Here is a 20,355-nt window from a genome sequence, read left to right on the forward strand (position 1 = left end):
CAAGGTCGATTTAGGGCGACCGCCAAGGTGGTGGTGACATTATTTGTTTTGCCCATTTTTTAGTTACATCCGTTTTACTGAGACAAACCATGAAAAACAAACAAGATACTATGGCCAATGAACCTGCAAATGCGCAACAAGAGATTGCCATTGTCGGTATTTCTCTGCGCTTCCCCGGCGCTAGCAGCAAAGAGCAGTTTTGGCATAACTTAATAAACAAAGTAAGTAGTATCTCAGAAATCCCCGCGACACGCTGGCAATGGCAGGATGACTTTGACCCAGCCCCCAAAAAAGACGAACAAAAAATCGTGAGTAAATGGGGTGGATTCATCGATAACATTGACGGCTTTGACGCAGGCTTTTTTGCCATTTCGCCTAAAGAAGCTCAAAGCATGGACCCGCAACAGCGCCTAAGCATGGAGCTGGCGTGGCAATGTTTTGAAGATGCGGGTTTGTCTCCAAGCACCTTCAAAAACACCAAAACGGGTGTGTATTTGGGCTGTAGTAATACAGATTATCAAGAGCTTGCTACGGGGAATATCGACCCGCATTTCTTAACTGGCATGTCGACTGGGGTGTTTGCCAATCGTATTTCCCACTATTTTAATTTTCAAGGGCCTAGCGAAACCGTCGATACTGCATGCTCTTCTTCTCTCGTAGCTCTAAACAAAGCAGTGAATGACTTTAAAGCGGGTGAAATCAATGCAGCGCTTGTCGGTGGCGTTAACTTACTGATCACTAAAAGTCGTTACGTTTCATTTAGCAAACTTGGAGTGCTGTCTCCGCGGGGACGCTGTAAAACATTGGATGCGGATGCCGATGGGTATGTACGTGGAGAAGGTGTTGGTATGGTTCTACTGCTGCCGCTTGAACGTGCACTAGCAGAAAACCTAACCATTTACGGGGTAATAAAAGGTAGCAGTGTTGGTCATTCTGGCCACACCAATACCCTCACCTCACCTAGCCCATTTTCGCAATCTCGGGTTGTTCAAGCTGCCATCGACAATGCAAATATACATTCCGACGATTTATCTTATGTGGAATTGCACGGCACCGGCACACGGCTTGGCGATCCCATCGAAATTCAAGGCCTTAAACGCGCTTTTCGTGCAACCAAGTCAAAAGATGCCAACAGTGACCATATTTGTTATCTCAGTACCGTTAAAACCAATATTGGTCACTTGGAGTCCGCCGCGGGCATTGCTGGCATCATCAAAGTGCTCTTAAGCTTTCAGTATCAGCAAGTACCGCCTCTACAAAACTTTGAGGTGTTAAACCCTAAGATTTCTTTGGAAAACTCACCGTTTTCTATAGCAACTGACGGTGTACCAATACAGCAAGCTGACGCACTTGCGGGGATTTCATCATTTGGGTTCGCGGGGGTCAACGCCCACGTAATATTGCAATCACCGCCAACAAAAGCAGCACACTCAATCAAGCTTGGCGCGCCAGCCGTTATTGTCCTCTCTGCCAAACAGCCTGAAGCGTTAGTCGCACGCGCCAAAGCGCTCAATGCATTTATTGAAGAGCAAAGCATCACCAATGATAAGCTGGTAGACTTGGCTTTTACCCTACAGGTTGGCCGCGAAAGTATGCGCCACCGATTGGCTTTTAGTGCTAGCTCAATTGCCGATGTCAAAGAGCAGCTGACTCTGTTTATCAACGGCGAGAATGGCGCTTGGCAACAAGGTAAGGCTAAAAAAGACAATGCCAAAGCCTGTATTAAAGCTGATCATAAAAATATCTCCGACGCATTAAACCAGTGGCTATCCGGTGCTAAGGCTGACTGGTCAGCGCTTTACCTTGAGACAAAGCCACATCGACTTGCCCTGCCCGGCTACCCGTTTAATCCAAAGCCATATTGGATAACTTCAAAAAAAGACGAGCCAAAAACCGACGTTTTGCACCCTCTGCTTCATAAAGCATTACCAGTTTTTGATGAACTGCTGTTTAGCTCAACGTTTACTGGCGAAGAATTCTTTTTAGCCGATCACCAAGTTAATGGCGAGAGAGTATTACCTGGGGTTTGCACCTTGGAAATGGTCCGTGCTGCCATCGCATTATCGCACAATTTAGATACGTCCCACGCCATTCAAATCGAAAACGTCAAATGGCTACGCCCAATCAGTATTAATCCAGGAACATCGACTGAGCAAAACACTGTTTATTTATCCCTTTGGGAGTCTGGCAGTGCAATGCAATTTGAAGTGTGGCAAAAGCATGAAGGCGCACAGCAGGTATGTGCCTCAGGAGAGGTGCAAGTATCACAGCGAAATGCCTCAGCATCCCTGTTTGAGTTAACCACAGACTCAGATCAGCGACTTATACCAAGTGACGCTTACGCTGCATTTAAAAGCATGGGCATAGACTACGGCATAAGCTTTCAAGGTCTACAGCAATTAAGCAAACAAGGAACTGTAGCAACCGCCAAAGTGGCGGTGTCTTCATCATACAGTCAAGGCTTTGGATTATCACCAGCCCTTTTAGACGCGGCGCTGCAATCACTGATCATATTTGCTGACCAAACCCACGCTGCGCTGCCATTTGCCACAGAGCAAGTTTGTTATTACAACGCACATCAATTAAGCCAAGCGCAGCACCATGAGATCTGGGTAAAAGCGACTCAAGTAAGTCCAGATGCGAATAACACGCAAAAATTTGATTTAGATATTTGTGATCTAGATGGCAACTTACTTATGGGCATTAAAGGCTTTTCAACACGTAACATACCGTTAGATACCATCAAACCAAGCACGCAAGACTTGCTGACGCTCGCGCCTTCCTGGCAAGCGGTGGTACCAGACTTTTCAAACTCATGCAGCCAACGCGCATCCTATTTTGGCCCACAGACATTAAAACCTGATTGGTTAACTGAGACTTCAGACACCAATCAGCTGGTTTGGCTGGCAACAGATGAGTATGCGCAGCCGCTGGCTTTATTCCAGCAGCTTAAGCGCCTGCTGGCAGACGGATTCGATCGCAAGCCCCTCTCAATCACCTTAGCCACAGAGCAAACTCAAGCTGTTTTTGGCCAAAGTGAACAAATTAATTGCGAAGGTGCTGGCCTGATAGGTCTATTGCAAAGTGTGGCGCAGGAATATCCAAACTGGACAGTGCGTATTATTGACGCGGAGCAACTCAGTTCTATCCCAAGTGAGTTTTTGACTTTGCCTGCCGGTTTGTACGCGCAGCGCTCTGATCAGTACTTTACTTTTGAGTTGGCTAAACACACCTACTTAAATACCGTATCCAAGAACAACAAACGCTTCCAAACTCATGGAACCTATATAGTGCTTGGTGGTGCTGGCGGCCTAGGCCAAGTGTGGAGTGAGTGGATGATAACACACTACGATGCACAGATTATTTGGCTTGGTCGCCGAGCTGTAAATACTGACATTCAAAGCGATATAGACCGTTTGGCGAAGCTTGGCAAAGCGCCTGTTTACATTCAATGTGATGCCAGCGATAAAGTCGCTATGGAAAATGCATTTGCCGACATTACCAACCAATTCGGAGCTTTAAATGGTGTAGTGCACTCTATTTTACACCTAGAAGACCAAACGCTAGCAAACATGGATGAAGCGCAATTTAACCGCAGCTATATCGCCAAACAGCAAACTGGTGAAGTTGCGCTGGAAGTATTCAGTCAAGCTGATTTAGACTTTTTCTTATTCTTTTCATCGATGCAGTCGTTTTCTCCAGCTGCTGGACAAAGTAATTATGCTGCTGGATGTCTTTACTTGGATGCCCTCGCCCGTACTTATCAACCACAATGTCCAATTAAAATAATTAACTGGGGTTACTGGGGATCTGTCGGTGTAGTGCAAGATGAATACTACCAAAAGAAAATGCGTGCCATGGGCATTGGTTCCATCGAGGCAGAGCAAGGCATGCAAGCACTTGCAACCTTCATGAGCTCAAACTTAACTCAATCTGGGGTTCTTAAAGTCGCACACTCTGAATTAGTCGATACCTTTAAACTACACAGCTTTAGTGCAGACGGCACGAAAGATACTATCACGCAACAGGGCTCCAAACATCAGCCCCCCGAGCTAGATAACAAAGCACAGGTGGAATTAAACCAGCTTTGCTTTGCACTCAAACAAGCCGGTTGGCAACACCCCACAGAACGTGAACAAGCGCTTGCTACTTTGCCTGAGTATTTCAGCACATGGTGGACAGAAACCGCGCGTTACTTAGAGGTTGAGCGATTAATAGACCGTGGAATAGTCCAAGATGTAGAAGTCACACCTATTTCAAACCCCGAAGCGAACCTACTGGACAACTGTTTAGCTAACTTACCAGCGATTTTAAATGGGGAGATTAAAGCCACAGATGCGTTGTTTCCAAATGCCTCTATGGCCTTAGTCGAAGCCGTTTACCAAAATAACCCTGTTGCTGATTATGCGAATGCAGTGCTTATTGAGCAGCTGCAAACCTACTTGACTAAAGCCAGTGTAGAGTCGGTGCGAGTGCTTGAAGTAGGTGCGGGTACTGGCGGCACGACCCGCTCCGTATTGCCAGCACTTGCGCAGTGGCAAGTCACTGAATACGCCTATACTGATTTATCCAAGGCGTTCTTTAATCATGCCAAAGAGCAGTACCAAACTGATTACCCGTTTGTTGACACCAAATATTTAGATATTAGCAAGCCACTTGCTGGTCAAAACATTGATATCGGCAGCTATGATGTGGTGATTGCCACCAATGTGCTGCACGCCACTGCGGATATTAAAAACACCCTGCAAAATGCCAAAGCTTGCTTGAAACAAGGTGGTCTTTTGCTTATTAATGAAGTGGTACAAAAGTCTCTCTTTACGCACCTCACGTTTGGATTGTTAGAGGGTTGGTGGCTAAGCCAAGATCAACACCTGCGTCAAACTGGCTCGCCCATGCTATCAATTGAAAACTGGCAACAGGCCCTTTATGAGTCAGGGTTTGCTAACATTTTTTCAGCCACCGCCACCCGCAACCCTCAGCAAGTTTTTTGCGCCCAAAGCGATGGCATTTCTTTACAAAAAAGAGTGCAAAAACAAACTACAAATACACACATCAAGGGCAGTAACAAAGCAACACCGAGCATGAGCAGTACATCAATACAAAAACCACAACACAGTGCAAACAATACAGATCCCTCCGCGCTGACTGAATTTGTCCAAAATGCGTTATTCGACATTGCTAGCACAGCCTTAGGCATGGCCCCAAATGAACTGGATGCAGAAGAGTCATTTGCGGACTATGGCGTCGACTCCATCTTAGCCATTCAAATGCTTGATGAAATCAATGCCAAGTTTAACTTAAACCTGCCAGCGACCTTGCTGTTTGACTATCCGTCAATCGACACACTGAGCGCCCACATCATTGCAGAGCACTACGATAACATTGTAGCGCTACTGCCGGTGCAAAACCGAACCAGCAGCACATCTACGCCGCCTCTTGAAACCCAAGTGGACTCCAATCACACTCATAATTTGCGTAAGCACCAAGCACACAGTAAAGCCGTGCATTCCGAACCAGAACAATCAGCTACCAAAGCCAGCGTTGACAGCGGTAGAATCGCCATCATTGGCATGAGTGGCCAATTTGGTGATGCGGATAATCTCGACGAATTTTGGGCCATGCTGGCTGAAAAACGTACGTCAGTGAAGACTCAAACACGCTGGGATTTATCGGACCTTACCACCAGTCAGCAAAGCTGGAGCAAATATGCCAGCCTGCTTAATGACATTAGTCTATTTGATGCGCCGTTCTTCTCAATTACGCCGCAAGAAGCCATGTATATGGACCCACAGCAAAGACTGTTTTTACAAGAGGCCTACAAGGCATTAGAAGATGCCAATATGATCACGAAGGTGGCTGGCCAAAATGTTGGGGTATACTTAGGTTGCGCACAGAGTGATTATGCTGGTTTGACCGAGGATGATGCGCCCGCACAAGTATTTTGGGGCAATGCTGGCTCTGTGATCCCAGCACGCGTTTCTTACTTTTTGAATTTAAAGGGCCCAGCCCTTGCCATCGATACAGCGTGCTCGTCTTCTTTAGTCGCTTTGCACAGTGCGTGTCAGGCTTTAAACAATAATGAGATCAGCAGTGCCCTTGTTGGCGGCGTTGCAACTTTATGTACACCCAAATTTTCGCTTCATGCTGGTAAAGCGAGTATGCTGAGCCCAACAGGTACATGCTATACCTTTGATGATCGCGCCAATGGATTTGTGCCTGGTGAAGGTGCTGGTGTTTTAGTACTGAAAAAGTTAGAAGATGCGGAACGTGATGGCGACCATATTTACGGTGTGATTATTGGGTCTGCTACCAACCAAGATGGCACCACCAGCGGAATTACCGCGCCGAGTTCTCTGTCTCAAGAGCAATTACATCGGGACATATACGCGCGATTTGATATTCACCCTGATTCAATTCAAATGATCGAAGCGCATGGTACTGGCACCAAGCTCGGTGATCCGATTGAGTTTCAAGCGCTCACTCGCGCTTTTAGAGAGCACACAAGCAACAACGAATTTTGTGCGCTGGGTTCAGTGAAAACCAATATTGGCCACTGCCTGACCGCGGCAGGCGTTGCAGGGGTGATTAAGGCGCTGCTCGCAATGAAACATCGCACTATTCCAGCATCACTGCATTTTGAAAATGGAAACAGCCATATAGATTGGCAAAACACGCCGTTTTTCGTCAATCAAGACGCCATTGCATGGCAAACCGATAACGCGCAGAAACGCCGCGCAGCGGTGAGTTCATTTGGCTTTAGTGGCACTAATGCCCATGTTGTACTCGAAGAGTACCAGTCTGATCCCGTAATACCATCAGGCGGATCTCAGCATGCTGTGATCATCACGCTCAGCGCCAAAAGTAAAGATGCGTTAAAAAACAAAGCCCGCACGCTGAAAACTTGGTTAGAAAGCGAAAAAGTACCAAACATCATGCTTGCAAGCTTAGCCTTTACGCTGCAAAGCGCCCGTGAAGAAATGGACTACCGGATGGCGTTTGCGGCCAATACCATTGCAGATGTGGATACTGAGCTATCGCGCTTTTTAGGCAGCGCTCGTGGTCAATACAAACACGGAGAGGTCAAGCAAGGTAAAGAGATTTTAAGTGCATTAGATAATACTGATTTTGCGCGCTGGATAGACCAAGGTGAACTTCACAAGCTACTCGCGCTTTGGGTCGTCGGTGCGACCATCGATTGGCCCTTGCTGTACGCAGAGCAAACGCCTTCGTTAATGCGCATCCCTACTTACCCGTTTGCAAAAACATCGTATTGGCTACCAGAAAAGCGCGCAAGTAAGCCTATCAGAGTTGAAACTCACGCTGTTGAGCCTGTTGAAACCGATGAAAATTCAAGTCTTGAGTTAGACTTCAACGTAAAAAGCACGCCGATTTTTGAGCCCATTGAGCAAATACCCAATGCACATCGCCCAGCCCCTGCGCTTTTACATTACACAGCCAGTTGGCAGGACACACCGATAACATCAACTGAGCCCGCAACTTATCATCGCCAAGTTGTATTACTGGGTCGTGACTTGCCGAAGCTCTACTCCGTATCGAGTACACGCTTAGATTGCGAAAAATCCAAGGTTCACGAACAACTTGAAATGTATACAGTGGGCCTTATCGACTACTTCAGACAACTTGAATCACAACAGGGAGCAACAGCCAGCCAAGCTGGCAGTAAACTGCTGGTGCAAGTGATTGTACAAGACAAAGCTAACTTATTGTCAGCACTCAGTGGGGTGCTTAAAACCGCTGCGATAGAATACAGCAGCATCGAAACGCAACTTATTGCTGTAGATGAAACTAACGATCTAGAGCACCTAGTAGAAGCAGAAGCCAAAAAACAAGATTCATGCGTACGTTACCAACAAGGCAAACGACAAGTAATCAACTTTGACTTGCAAGCCTATCAGCAAGTCGACAATTCAACATTGCCTTGGAAAGAAGATGGCGTCTATGTGATCACAGGTGGCCTTGGCCAACTCGGTCAAACTTTTGCTAAGGAAATTATTGACCATACCACAAGCGCGCAGATCGTCTTTGTCGGCCGCCGAAAAAACAGTACCGCTATCCAATCTCAGCTCAATACGTTAAGTGATAAGCACGCTAGATTGAGTTATGTGTCTTTAGATATTGCCAACCACAACGAAGTGAAAGGGCTATTTAACAACCTCAAAGCCAAGTATGGCACCGTGACTGGTATTATTCACAGTGCAGGCGTGATTAAAGATCAGCTCATTAGTAATAAAACGCCGCAAGAAGTGGCGCACGTGTTTGCGCCAAAAGTGGCAGGCCTCATAGCGTTGGATGAAGCAACCAAAGCACTAGATTTAGACTTTTTTGCCTGTTTTTCCTCGATTGCTGGGGTCTTTGGAAATATGGGACAGGCAGATTATGCTTGCGCCAATGCCTTTATGGATCGCTTTATGGCAACTCGCCAAACGCAGGTAGAACAAGGTGAGCGCAGTGGTTTAAGCCTATCTATCAACTGGCCGCTGTGGTCAGAGGGCGGTATGCAAGTTGACTCATTAACGACCTCAATTTTGCAATCTCAAGGCATTGAAGTAATGCCAAACAAAGTGGGCATCGACGCATTTTATCGGATATTTACATTACGAAAAATCCCAACGCAGCACTGTTTTTTATTTGGTGATACAACTAAATTAACGCGACTTTGGCACAAGCCAAAAACGGCATCTCAAAGCCCCAATGCTACCTCTGTATTCACAGGAAAAGATCATGCTCAGATCCACAACTACGTTAAGTCTCTAATTACAGACATTACGAAAATAGATAGTAGCGACTTAGACGATGACGTCGATTTTAAAGACATGGGCTTTGATTCCATCATGCTGATGTCTGTAGTGCAAAGATTAGAATCTGAGCAGTACTTGGCTATCGAAACCTTGCCACCGGCCTTACTGTTCGAGATAAGCACCATCACCGAGTTGTGTGACTATTTGGCAGAGCACCAATTGCCAACGCCCCCAAACGAGCTACCGGTTAATAACACATCACCCACTACACCATACAATTTGAGTGCGCCAATACCCCTGTCAAAAGCCCAGCAAGGTTTGTGGTTATTGCACAAGCAAAACCCGCAGCTGAGCAACTATCACGTGCCGATGGTGTTTGAAGTAAGTAACTTAAACCCAGCTTACATGCAGCAAGCGCTAGACTGGTTGACTCAAAAACACCCAATATTGTCGGTAGTGCTCTCTGAAGTCGAAGGTTTACCTCAGCAACAAGTGACTGGCCAAACACCTGTGTTGACACAGAGCAATACAAAGAGCATGTCCAAATCGGCCCTGATTAGTTTGATTCAGGCAGATATCAAGCAACCATTCGCCCTCACACACGCACACACTGCACAAAACCAATTGCTATGGCGTGCAACGCACTGGCAAGTGAACAATGAACGCGATGTCGTGGCTTTAGTGTTTCATCACCTGCTCATCGACGGTGTCTCTGCGACCTTACTTCTAGAACAATTATGGCAAACTTATCATGCGCTTGTGGCGAATGATACGCTTGAATCACCACAACCAAATACTGGGTTTTTCACTTATGTTGAGTGGGAAAAGCAGATGCTCAACAGCGAGCAAAGTACACACTTAAAACACTACTGGCAATCACATTTACAAGGCGCAGAGCCTGAACTAGCGCTTGCCAACAAGCAGCCTCATCAAGGCGGACAAAAGCAAGCACAGCGCATCGAATTGCATGTAGAAAACAGTCATGTCCAACGTATTCACCATTACTGCCGGAACAGTAAGATAAACCCAGCAGCATTCTTCTTATCTGCTTTTCAAACGCTGTTAAGCGCAAAAACTCTGCGTACAGACATCATTTTAGGCGTACCTGTATTGCATCGCCCGACTAACGAAATGACTAACTCGTTGGGGTTATTTGTAAATCAGTTACCATTTAGAAACGCACTCAATAAAGCACAGTCATTCGCCAAACTTGCACAAAGCAACCAACACCGTCTTGGTGAATTGATAAAACACAGCGCCTATCCATTTGCAGAGATTGTCCGTGCAACTGGTGCGCAGCGCACCCAACATTGTCACCCAATTTTCCAAATGGGGTTTGCATACCATAACTTCTTAAAACCTGACTGGGTAGAGTCGAATCAAGATCTGGTTGACGCCATTTGGACTCAGTGCTTGCAAGAGCCTGAGTTAGACTTAAGCCTTGAAGTCACTCCATTGACCAATACCTTTAAGGTTGCCTTTAAGTTTGACGCTGCCATCTATCCATACCATGTAATTGATGCGTTAGCCAAAGACTACTTGACCCTGCTTGATGACGTCATGTTTGCAGGCGATCAGTTACTTGGCAACTTACCCGTATTTTCAAACTCGCAGCCTCAAGCCATGGTGCAATCAGCGCAAACTACGCTCGTTGATTTATTTGAAGCGCAAGCTGCAAAGCACCCCGAGCGCACAGCCGTATGCTTTGGAATGCAATCGATCAACTACCGTCAGCTCAATAACAAAGCCAATCAATTTGCGCACACCTTGTTAAATCACAGCGAGTTCAAACAAGGTGCTGAAAACCTCATAGCACTGTGCGCAAAGCCATCCATTGAGCTAATCGTCGCCATACTGGGCATTTTAAAATCGGGGGCTGCCTATGTACCGCTTGATGCCAACTCTCCAGAGACACGTATCAATCATATTTTACAAGATGCCAAACCCAGTATTTTGGTCCTAGGCGCAGATCTGCCGCATGCACAGGCCAGCCAACATAATCAGGTGATTAACTTACAGTCGGCCCTTGCGGGTAACGCACAAGTTGCCAATATCAATCACGCATCATCAGCAAGCCTTGCCTATGTTATTTATACATCCGGCTCAACGGGTAAACCCAAGGGGGTGTTAGTCGAGCACCACAATGTGTGTAGCTTGTTTAACAATACTCAATCACTATTTGGTTTTAATGAACAAGACACTTGGTGTTTATTCCACTCTTACGCATTTGACTTTTCAGTGTGGGAAATTTGGGGGGCGTTGCTACACGGTGGCAAACTCATGATCCCTGACGAGCTAACTCGAAAAGAATCCACCAGCTTTGCCAAGTTTGTCACAGACAATGAAATTACGATTTTAAATCAGACCCCATCCGCATTTTATCCTTTGCTGGACATATTACTCACCAAACCAACAAATGCGCTGCGCAAAGTGATATTTGGCGGTGAGGCGTTAGATCTAAGCAAATTAGCACCTTGGTTTGAACAAGCACAACCACAAGCTGAGCTTGTCAACATGTACGGCATCACGGAGACTACGGTGCATGTAACTGAAGTGACCATAGACGCCAATATGGTATATGGTGCACAAGCGCGTAGTGTCATAGGCCGTGCCCTACCCGGCTACGACATACTGCTGTTAGACGAGCAATTGAACCCCGTTCAACAAGGCCAAGTGGGCGAGATTTATGTTGCAGGCAGCGGCGTGACTCGCGGCTACCACAACCTACCGGCTCTGACTGGTGAGCGCTTTATCACACATAATTCAGGTCAGCGCCTTTACCGCTCAGGGGATCTAGCCCGCTTAAACGAAACAGGGTTACTAGAATATATGGGCAGAGCCGACGACCAAGTTCAGATCCGTGGCCACCGCATTGAACTTGGCGAAGTGCAACATGCATTGCAAGCGCTAAGCTACATAACAGAAGCCTATGTTGTTGCCGCACAAAAGCAGCTAGGACAAGTCTTAGTGGCTTATATTATTGCCCCTGATGCGCCGCCTACGGCAAAAATCCGAGCGGATTTACTTACTAAACTACCAGAGTACATGGTGCCAGCTTATTTTGTGTTAGTGCCTCATTACCCACTGACCTCAAACGGTAAAATTGATAAAGAGACATTATTAAAGCAGCTGCCTTTCAATCAAGCAGCAAAAGCGGCGCTTTTAAATTCACAGCAGCCAGCATACACCAGCGCTCCCCTTCCTCAACTTGCAACTAGAGTTGAGCGCTCAGAGTTAACATCCGCCGTGAAACAAATTTGGCTGCAAGTATTAGAAGTTGATGACATTGCTTCTAATGTGCCATTTTTTGAGGCTGGCGGTGATTCATTACTGGCTAATGTGCTGACTGCGAAATTCAAGTCACAGTTAAGCGTTGAGTTTCCGCTGACACAGATTTTCCAATATAGCACCATTGATGCGATGACAGACTACATCGCACAGCAGCTGCCTGAACACAACACCAAACCTGTCCACACAATTGAAGAAAATCAGCAAAACAATGTATCAATGGCAAGCAGTAGCGACCAAAACATCGCTTTAATCGGATTGTCTTGCCAATACCCTGACTCACCCAACCATCAAGCGTTTTGGCAAAACTTAGTCGAAGAAAAAGACTTTCTAAAACGCCTCAGTGAATCTAGCGAACAAGGGGACATCACTTGGCTAGACTCATGGGTTGAAGGCCAAGATCAGTTTGATCCAGAGTTTTTCAATATCTCTGAAAAAAATGCTAAAACCATGAGTTATTCACAGCGTCAGTTACTATTGCACGCTTGGAAAGCCATTGAAGATGCGGGCTATTGCGCAGAAAACATGCCAAATACTGGGGTTTATGTGTCATCTTCTGGCGCTGATAACCCAGACTTGAACCTGCAGGACAAATTTAAAGACGGCCAGTTTATTTTAAACGCCGAAGATTATGTGGCTTCAACCATTAATCAACCCGGTACGCTGCCAACTACAATTTCTTACCACCTTGGTTTTACAGGCCCAAGTTTGTTTGTCCATTCAAACTGCTCCTCGTCTATGTCTGCCATTGCATTGGCCTGCAGTGCATTGAAAGCTGGAGAAATAGACTATGCCATTGTAGGCGCTGCTTGTTTATATCCACAGCGCTACACGGGATATGAGTACGAAAAAGGCCTAAACTTCGCAGGCGATGCCCGCTGTAAAGTGTTTGACGAAAAAGCGGACGGCATGATTGGCGGCAGTGGCGTTTCCGTGATTGTGCTCAAACGCGCAGAAGATGCAATCGTAGACGCAGACAACATTTATAGCCTAATACGTGGCATAAAAGTGAATAATGATGGTAAAAACAAAGCTGGCTTCTTTGCACCGGGTACCCAAGGTCAAATGAGCGTGATTGAGCAAACGCTCAACGCTGCTAAGGTGTCTGCTGCGTCGATTAGCTATGTTGAAGCCCATGGGACTGGCACTGCACTCGGGGACCCTATCGAGTTTTTTTCGCTTCAGCAGATTTATCAAAAGCAAACCAACGAAAAACAGTTTTGTGGTCTTGGCGCCGTCAAATCTAACCTGGGCCATACAGATACGTTGGCGGGTTTAACCGGATTGGTTAAAACCTCTTTGGCGCTTTACCATAAAAAGCTCCCCGCGTCTTTGCATTATACAAAGGCAAACCCACATATAGAGCTGGCCAGTTCGCCATTTTATGTTGTTGAACAAACCAAAGACTGGCAAACACCGCTTTTACCAAGGCGTGCTGCGGTTAGTTCGTTTGGCATCGGTGGTACCAATGCCCATGCTGTTCTAGAAGAAGCTGGCGCAAACGTCGTCAATTTAAAGGCTGACAACGCATTGCTTTTACAGCCTAAGATCATTGTTTTGTCGGCACACAATTCACAAGTGCTTGCAAAACAAGTAGCGCGACTCAGTGAATTTCTCGACCATCATGACTTAGATGAACAAGCCCTCGTACGACTTGCGTACACGCTGCAAACAGGTCGCACCGTTATGGACGTGCGTACAGGTTTTGTCGTTCATTCAATTGCAGAGTTAAAAGTCAAACTGAGCAATTACCTTGGAGCGCCGGATTATGTTGCAAAAGACACTGACACAGCAGAGCCTGTTACCCCCTCAGAGCTTAGCGTGTTGCTTGCCCAAGAAAATCATGAAGCAATTTTAAACGCTTGGCTGAGAGCTGGATTTAACAATTGGGGCTTTTTATATCAACACGCTAAGGTCACTAAAATAAGTTTGCCAACCTATCCGTTTGCACTCAAAACGATACCAACAGGGGAAAATCATCAAGTCACAGCGCCTAACACAGGGCATTCTAATCAGACCAATGAAGGTCAGGTTTGTTTAAAAGTGCCGATGTGGATACCAAAAGAGCTGGCTGTTCACGATGATAAAATGCAATCTAAAGAATATCATCATGTCGTTTTATGTGAGGCTCCTGCTGTCGAACATACCAGTGACACCTTACATACACTGCACTCTGAGCATTTCGCTATTGAACAAAAAATAGCAGACTACGGCTTTCAACTCGTTGAGCTGTTCAAGCAGCTTATCGCAACCAAACAACCAATAAAGTTACAACTGGTGATAGGCGCAACCCAAGAGGAAGACGCGGCTAGCTTATACACATGTTTTCACGCGCTGCTCAAAACTGCCAGCCTTGAAAGTAATACACTAAACACACAATTAGTGTTATTAAATTCAAATATGTCGGCATGCGAGATTGCAAGCATACTTAACCAAAACCTAAACAGCTTTGAAGATAGCTATGTACGCTACCAACATGGCAAGCGAGAAGTATTAAGCTATCAACCTGTGCCTAGCAAAACGCCATACACGCCGTTCAAACATGATGGTGTCTATCTTATCACGGGTGGTTTTGGAGGAATTGGCAAGCACTTTATCGATGAACTTAACGCACAAACATTCCATAAAACGGTCATTGTTACTGGCCGAAAACCCTTAGAACATCCAGATGTACAGCAGTGTTTGGCGACATTGCAAAGCCCACACACCACTTTGCAATATCACTCAGTAGACGTTTCACACAAAATGAATGTACTACTGTTGGTGCGTAAAATTATTGCCCAGCATGGCGCCTTATCTGGCGTTATTCATGGCGCAGGTGTTCTCAAAGATACACTGTTAACCAAAAAAGACCGCGATACATTTAATCAGGTGCTCAGCCCTAAAGTTACTGGCCTCGTTGCTTTAGACGAGGCGACACAAGACATTACCCTAGACTTTTTTGCTTGTTTTGCGGGGCTAAGTGGCGTCAATGGCGCATTAACTCAAGTGGATTATGCCACCGCGAATGCATTTTTAGACTGTTACATGCAGTATCGTGCAGCGCTACAAAAACGCGGCAAACGCCACGGCCTGAGCGCAAGTATTGACTGGCCCTATTGGCAAGATGGCGGCATGAAGATCAACCCTGACTTCGAGCACACCCTGCGCCAAAGCGGATTTGCACCGATGCCAACACACATCGGAGTCGAAGCGTTCTATCAAGCTTTGTACTACCCACAAGCATTGGTTGAATATACCCATCAAGACGAGCCTAACGTAGCAAATAATCAGCAAGTCGCACCTCAATTTTCTGACTTAGCATCCTTACAGTCTGAACTATCGGTGGGCCTTGCTAGCATTGCGGCAAATGTTCTAGGCGTCAAAACTGAAGAGCTTGATGCAGATACTGATTTAGGAGACTTTGGCGCTGATTCAATCGCATTTATCACCTTTATTAACCAAGTAAATTCTAAATATCAGTTAGCACTCTCGCCCAGCGTGCTATTTATGCACTCAACCTTAAATGGTATTTTGGGTCATATAGTCGATGAACACAGCGATTCATTGATAGGCACGGCAGTAGCGCAAACCTCGAATCAAAACACCCCAGATGAAATGCTCAACAACGACAATGAAGATCGCATTGCGATCATCGGTATGAGTGGACAATTCCCACAAGCAGATAATCTTGAGGCTTTCTGGCAAAATTTAGTCAATGAAAAAGACAGTGTCACCGCGTTCGATTGGCAGTCCCAACAAAATAGTGATACCCGTTCACAGCAACCACTGCCAAAAGATATTAACTGGCTAGGTCGCCTTGAACGCAATCAAATTTTTGACCCTCTGTTTTTCAATATTGCACCGGCTGAAAGTGACCGTATCAAGCTTCAAGAAAGCCTACTCATGACCCATGTATGGAAATGTATTGAAGATGCTGGCTACAACCCTAAAGCACTCGCAGGTACCAATACCGGGCTGTTCATTGGCTGTCAGGCGAGTTATCACGACGGTTTAATTACTTCTTCAGCCTATGCCCCAAATCGTATGAGTTACTTTCTTGATTTACATGGCCCCAGTGAAGGCATAGATACCACCTGTTCATCGTCACTTGTGGCTATTCATAAGGCTGTGCAGTCCATTCAGAACGGAGAATGTGAACAGGCGATTGTGGGTGGAGTCAATGTTATCGACTCTCCAAGTGCGTCCCTTGCCATGCATGAAATTGGCGCTTTATCTCCTTCAGGTCGATGCCGAACTTTCTCTAGCGATGCCGATGGTATCGTGCGGGGTGAAGGCGTTGGGATGATCTTTATTAAAAAGCTTTCAAAATGCGAGCAAGACAAAGATCACATTTATGCCTCTATTTTAGGTTCTGCCATCAATCACGGTGGTAAATCTCAAGGTTTTACCGTCCCCAATGCAAAAGCGCAAACACGCTTATTAGATAAAGCTTGGGCTGATGCGGGCATAGATCCAACCACACTAAGCTACCTAGAGTGCCATGGAACGGGCACATCATTAGGCGATCCGGTCGAAATTGACGCGCTAAAAGCTGCGTATAAAAACGCCCAGCCTGACACGGAAGCAACAACAAAATGTGCTTTGGGCTCTGTAAAAAGTAACATTGGACATTTAGAGATTGCAGCGGGAATAGCTGGGGTCATTAAAGTGCTGTTGCAGCTCAAAAACCAAACTTTGGTGCCCTCTTTACACGTCAATGAGCTCAACCCTTACCTTTCTCTTGATAACTCACCATTTAAAGTACAAACAGCAGTTTGTCCTTGGAAAGCCGAGCACAAGCGCAGAGCGGGTATAAGCTCCTTTGGGATCAGTGGTGTCAATGCACACCTTGTGCTAGAGGAGTACCCACATCAAACCTCAAAACAGGCGCAAACACCTGATGAAATGACTGAGCACACCATAATTTTGTCTGCTTCGAATAAATCCGAATTAACGGCTAAAGCCAGTGAACTCAGCATCTACCTTAAGAAGCACCCGACCACTGAACTCACTTCTTTGGCGTATACCCTGCAAGTAGGCAGAGCCGCGCATAAATATCGGATCGGTTGGGTCGTCTCGTCACTTGACGCTTTACAAGACAAGCTCTCGAACCTTAAGCCCTGCGCAAAAGCGCCCAGTGGTAAACAGCCAGCATTAAATGATCACGAGGTTTTGCAATTACAACACAACCCACAAGCCTTGCTGCGCTTATGGCTTGAGGGCAAAGCGATAAATTGGCAAGCACTGTATACACATAAACCAAAGAAACTGGCATTGCCAACTACGCCATTTATCAATTCCAAAAAGGTGCCTTCCAGTCCTGCGAGCTCACCGTGGTTGCTGCTTGAAAACCAATGGCGGGACCAACCTTTAGACTTGCCAACCAATGAGCCTGAGGAAGTTCTCCGAGCTATCAACGAACAACACGTTATGGTTGTAGCACTTGATTCTCAAACCGCGAGTGAGCTAAATGAAAAATTACCCAGCGCACATCTAACGACCGTTTTATTCGCGCAATTAGATTCATTGAAATTAGACGCTGAGACTCTGCCTGATATTGTGTTTTTCATCGGTCCGGCGGGTAGTTTGACGGCTGTCAATTCGCAAATTGAGCCGCTTTTCAAGTTTATGCAAGCGATTGCGCCATTCGATAACCACCCTATGCAACTTTTTTATGGGCAAACGCACTGTGATGACAGGACCTGTTGTGATGATATTTCCGCGTTGCTCAGAAGCTACACTTTGAGAAATTCAGACCATGTATGGACCTTGATTGAACTTTCACATCAAGTTCCAGATTGGACACAAGTCATGACGCAGGAACTGATTAGCTCCAATTTATGTACTCAGCAAGCGCAACCAAACCATATCAAATACCAAGGCAAGGAACGAATGGGCATGCACTTGCACAATGCACCTGTGCCGCAAATAAGCACGACTCAGTTTAAACAAAACGGTGTCTATCTCATTGCCGGTGCACTGGGTGAGTTAGGGTTGGCATTAAGTACGCACCTGCTCAAGGAATTTAACGCCACGCTAGTGCTACTAGGTAGACGACCAGCACAAGCATGCACTGAGGCACTTGCATACTTAAAGGCGCTAGATAAAGGGCAAATTCATTATCTCACAGCGGATATTGCCTCTGTACAGCAGGTGCGTAATGTTAAACAGTTCATTACAGATAACAATTTAGGTTTAAATGGCGTTCTTCATTTGGGTACAAATTATACACCGGATGAAAGTACTTGGGATGAATTTGAAAATGCCATGAGTGTCAAAGTCCAAGGTTCATTGAACCTAGATACGGTCTTCGCACGCAGCAAATTGGATATGTTTATCCTATTTTCTTCTATGGCTGTTTTTGGCAGTCTTAATCACCTCTCGTATTCATACGGTAATGGTTACCAAAACGCGTTTGCTAAGCAGCGTCAGAATTTGGTTGAGCAAGGAGAAAGACAGGGTAAAACGTTGGCAATTAACTGGGGGTACTGGCACTCAAATGATTCGGTAAAAAGCATCGAAAACGGTTTCGCAGAGAAAAAAGGATATCAACTCATTAAGATGGCTGAGGCATTTAATTTGATTGAGTCTTTACTGCACTGCGAGCATACCTCAATTGGTGCCCTATTAAGCTCAAAGCCTGAGCAGATATACCAAAACACCGCCCAGTTGATGACTCGAAAAACGCCGAGTATCAACACGCCTTCTTCCTCTTTGGCGGCTATGGACCGTGATTTCAGCCATACAGATATTCGCAGCACAGTGATTCAAATTGTCAGCCGCGTTATTGGTATCGCGCCTGATGAGCTCGATTTAGAGTGTGACTTGTATGAATATGGCTTTGATTCCATTTCGTTACTTAAAACTTTCCAGCAGCTCAAAGAGGTGCTGGATATCGACTTGCAAGCGGATGCCTTCAAGAATATGAACACCATTCAATCGTTCATTGACGATATTGAAAGGCTACACCTGACACAACACAGTGATAATGCAAACGCCGAGGTTCAGCAAAAGCCTGACTTTATTTTAGACGCAGGGTTCTCCCCGACTAAGCACACGGACATGCTCGAACATGCATTTGAAGGTAACGTAGAGTCTGTTTTACTCACAGGTGCCACAGGCTTTTTGGGTAGTCATATTCTGCATCAACTTCTGACAGAAACAAATGCAACTATATTCTGTCTAGTGCGTGCAAAGTCATTAAAGCAGGCTCAACAACGTATCGAGCAATCCGCTCAAAGTTATCAATTGGATATTGATATGTCACGAATAGTGCCAATGCTTGGAGATATGGAGCAGCCTCAACTGGGGCTAAGTAATGCCAACTGGCAAACCTTGTGCGCGCAAGTACAACATATTGTCCACACGGCATCTTATGTAAACCATATTCAGCCCTACTTTGCGTTCAAAAAGTCAGTCGCGGGTACCAATCAGTTGCTCACCATTGCGACGACTGAAAAGCTTAAAATGATTCACTTCGTGTCTAGCACCACAGCGAGCACTCAGATTAAAAATTCACATTTTTCGGTTAACCCGGTGGAAGACTTCATAAATATTGAAGATGCCGAATTGATTTGCAGCGGTTATGGTCAATCTAAATGGGTGCAAGAAGAGAATATTCGACAGGCGGCCGCAGCGGGTGTGCCTTACACCATTTATCGCTTCGCACAAATATCTGGCTCGTCAGAGACAGGTATAGGTAACACCGATGATATTTTCCATCGTATTTTAAAGATGATGATGCAAGTCCCTGTGCAACCGGATGACGTGCCCTATTTGCTCGATATCATACCGGTAGATAAAGCGGCATCAGCCATCGTGTGTGGAATGAACGAGCCACAAAAGCGTAACTTGGTGTTTCATGTTGCAAACTCCGCTCCTTTGCCTGTGGCGCAGTTTTATCGTTTTGCTCAGTCTCAAAAATTGAGTTTCGAGGCAGGCTGCAAATCCAAATTTATCCAGTCCTGCAAAGCATATGTGAATACATTAGAGCCGGATGATACACAAGTTATTATGGAGGGGTTACTTACCCAGCGACCAGGTTATGATGAATACTTATTTGAAACCTACTTAATGCCGATGACGCCCTATGATAAGGACAACTACATAGCGCTGATTGAAACATACAACATCGGCTTAACTGATTGGGGGTCGCTATTTGCAACTTACTTTAAGCAGTGGCAACAAGATAAGCATTACCAAACTATATGGCCTGCTGTGACGGAAAAATGATTTAACGCTGTACTAAAGCCTCACACTCGCTGTGAGGCTTGGAATCTTTGCACTAAGTGAGCTAGCTTAATTCAAAAGCCCCAAGAAACAAACA

Annotated in this window: 1 protein-coding gene; it reads left to right on the forward strand. The window is 45.7% G+C overall.

Annotation, left to right across the window (positions count from 1 at the left end):
* Positions 1–89 precede the first annotated feature (89 nt).
* Entirely contained in the window at positions 90–20,261 is a 20,172-nt protein-coding gene (locus tag A7985_RS26205; protein ID WP_065789561.1) for a non-ribosomal peptide synthetase, read from the forward strand.
* Positions 20,262–20,355: the final 94 nt, after the last annotated feature.

Origin of the sequence: Pseudoalteromonas luteoviolacea (assembly GCF_001696455.1) — a bacterium.
Lineage (GTDB): Bacteria > Pseudomonadota > Gammaproteobacteria > Enterobacterales > Alteromonadaceae > Pseudoalteromonas > Pseudoalteromonas luteoviolacea_C.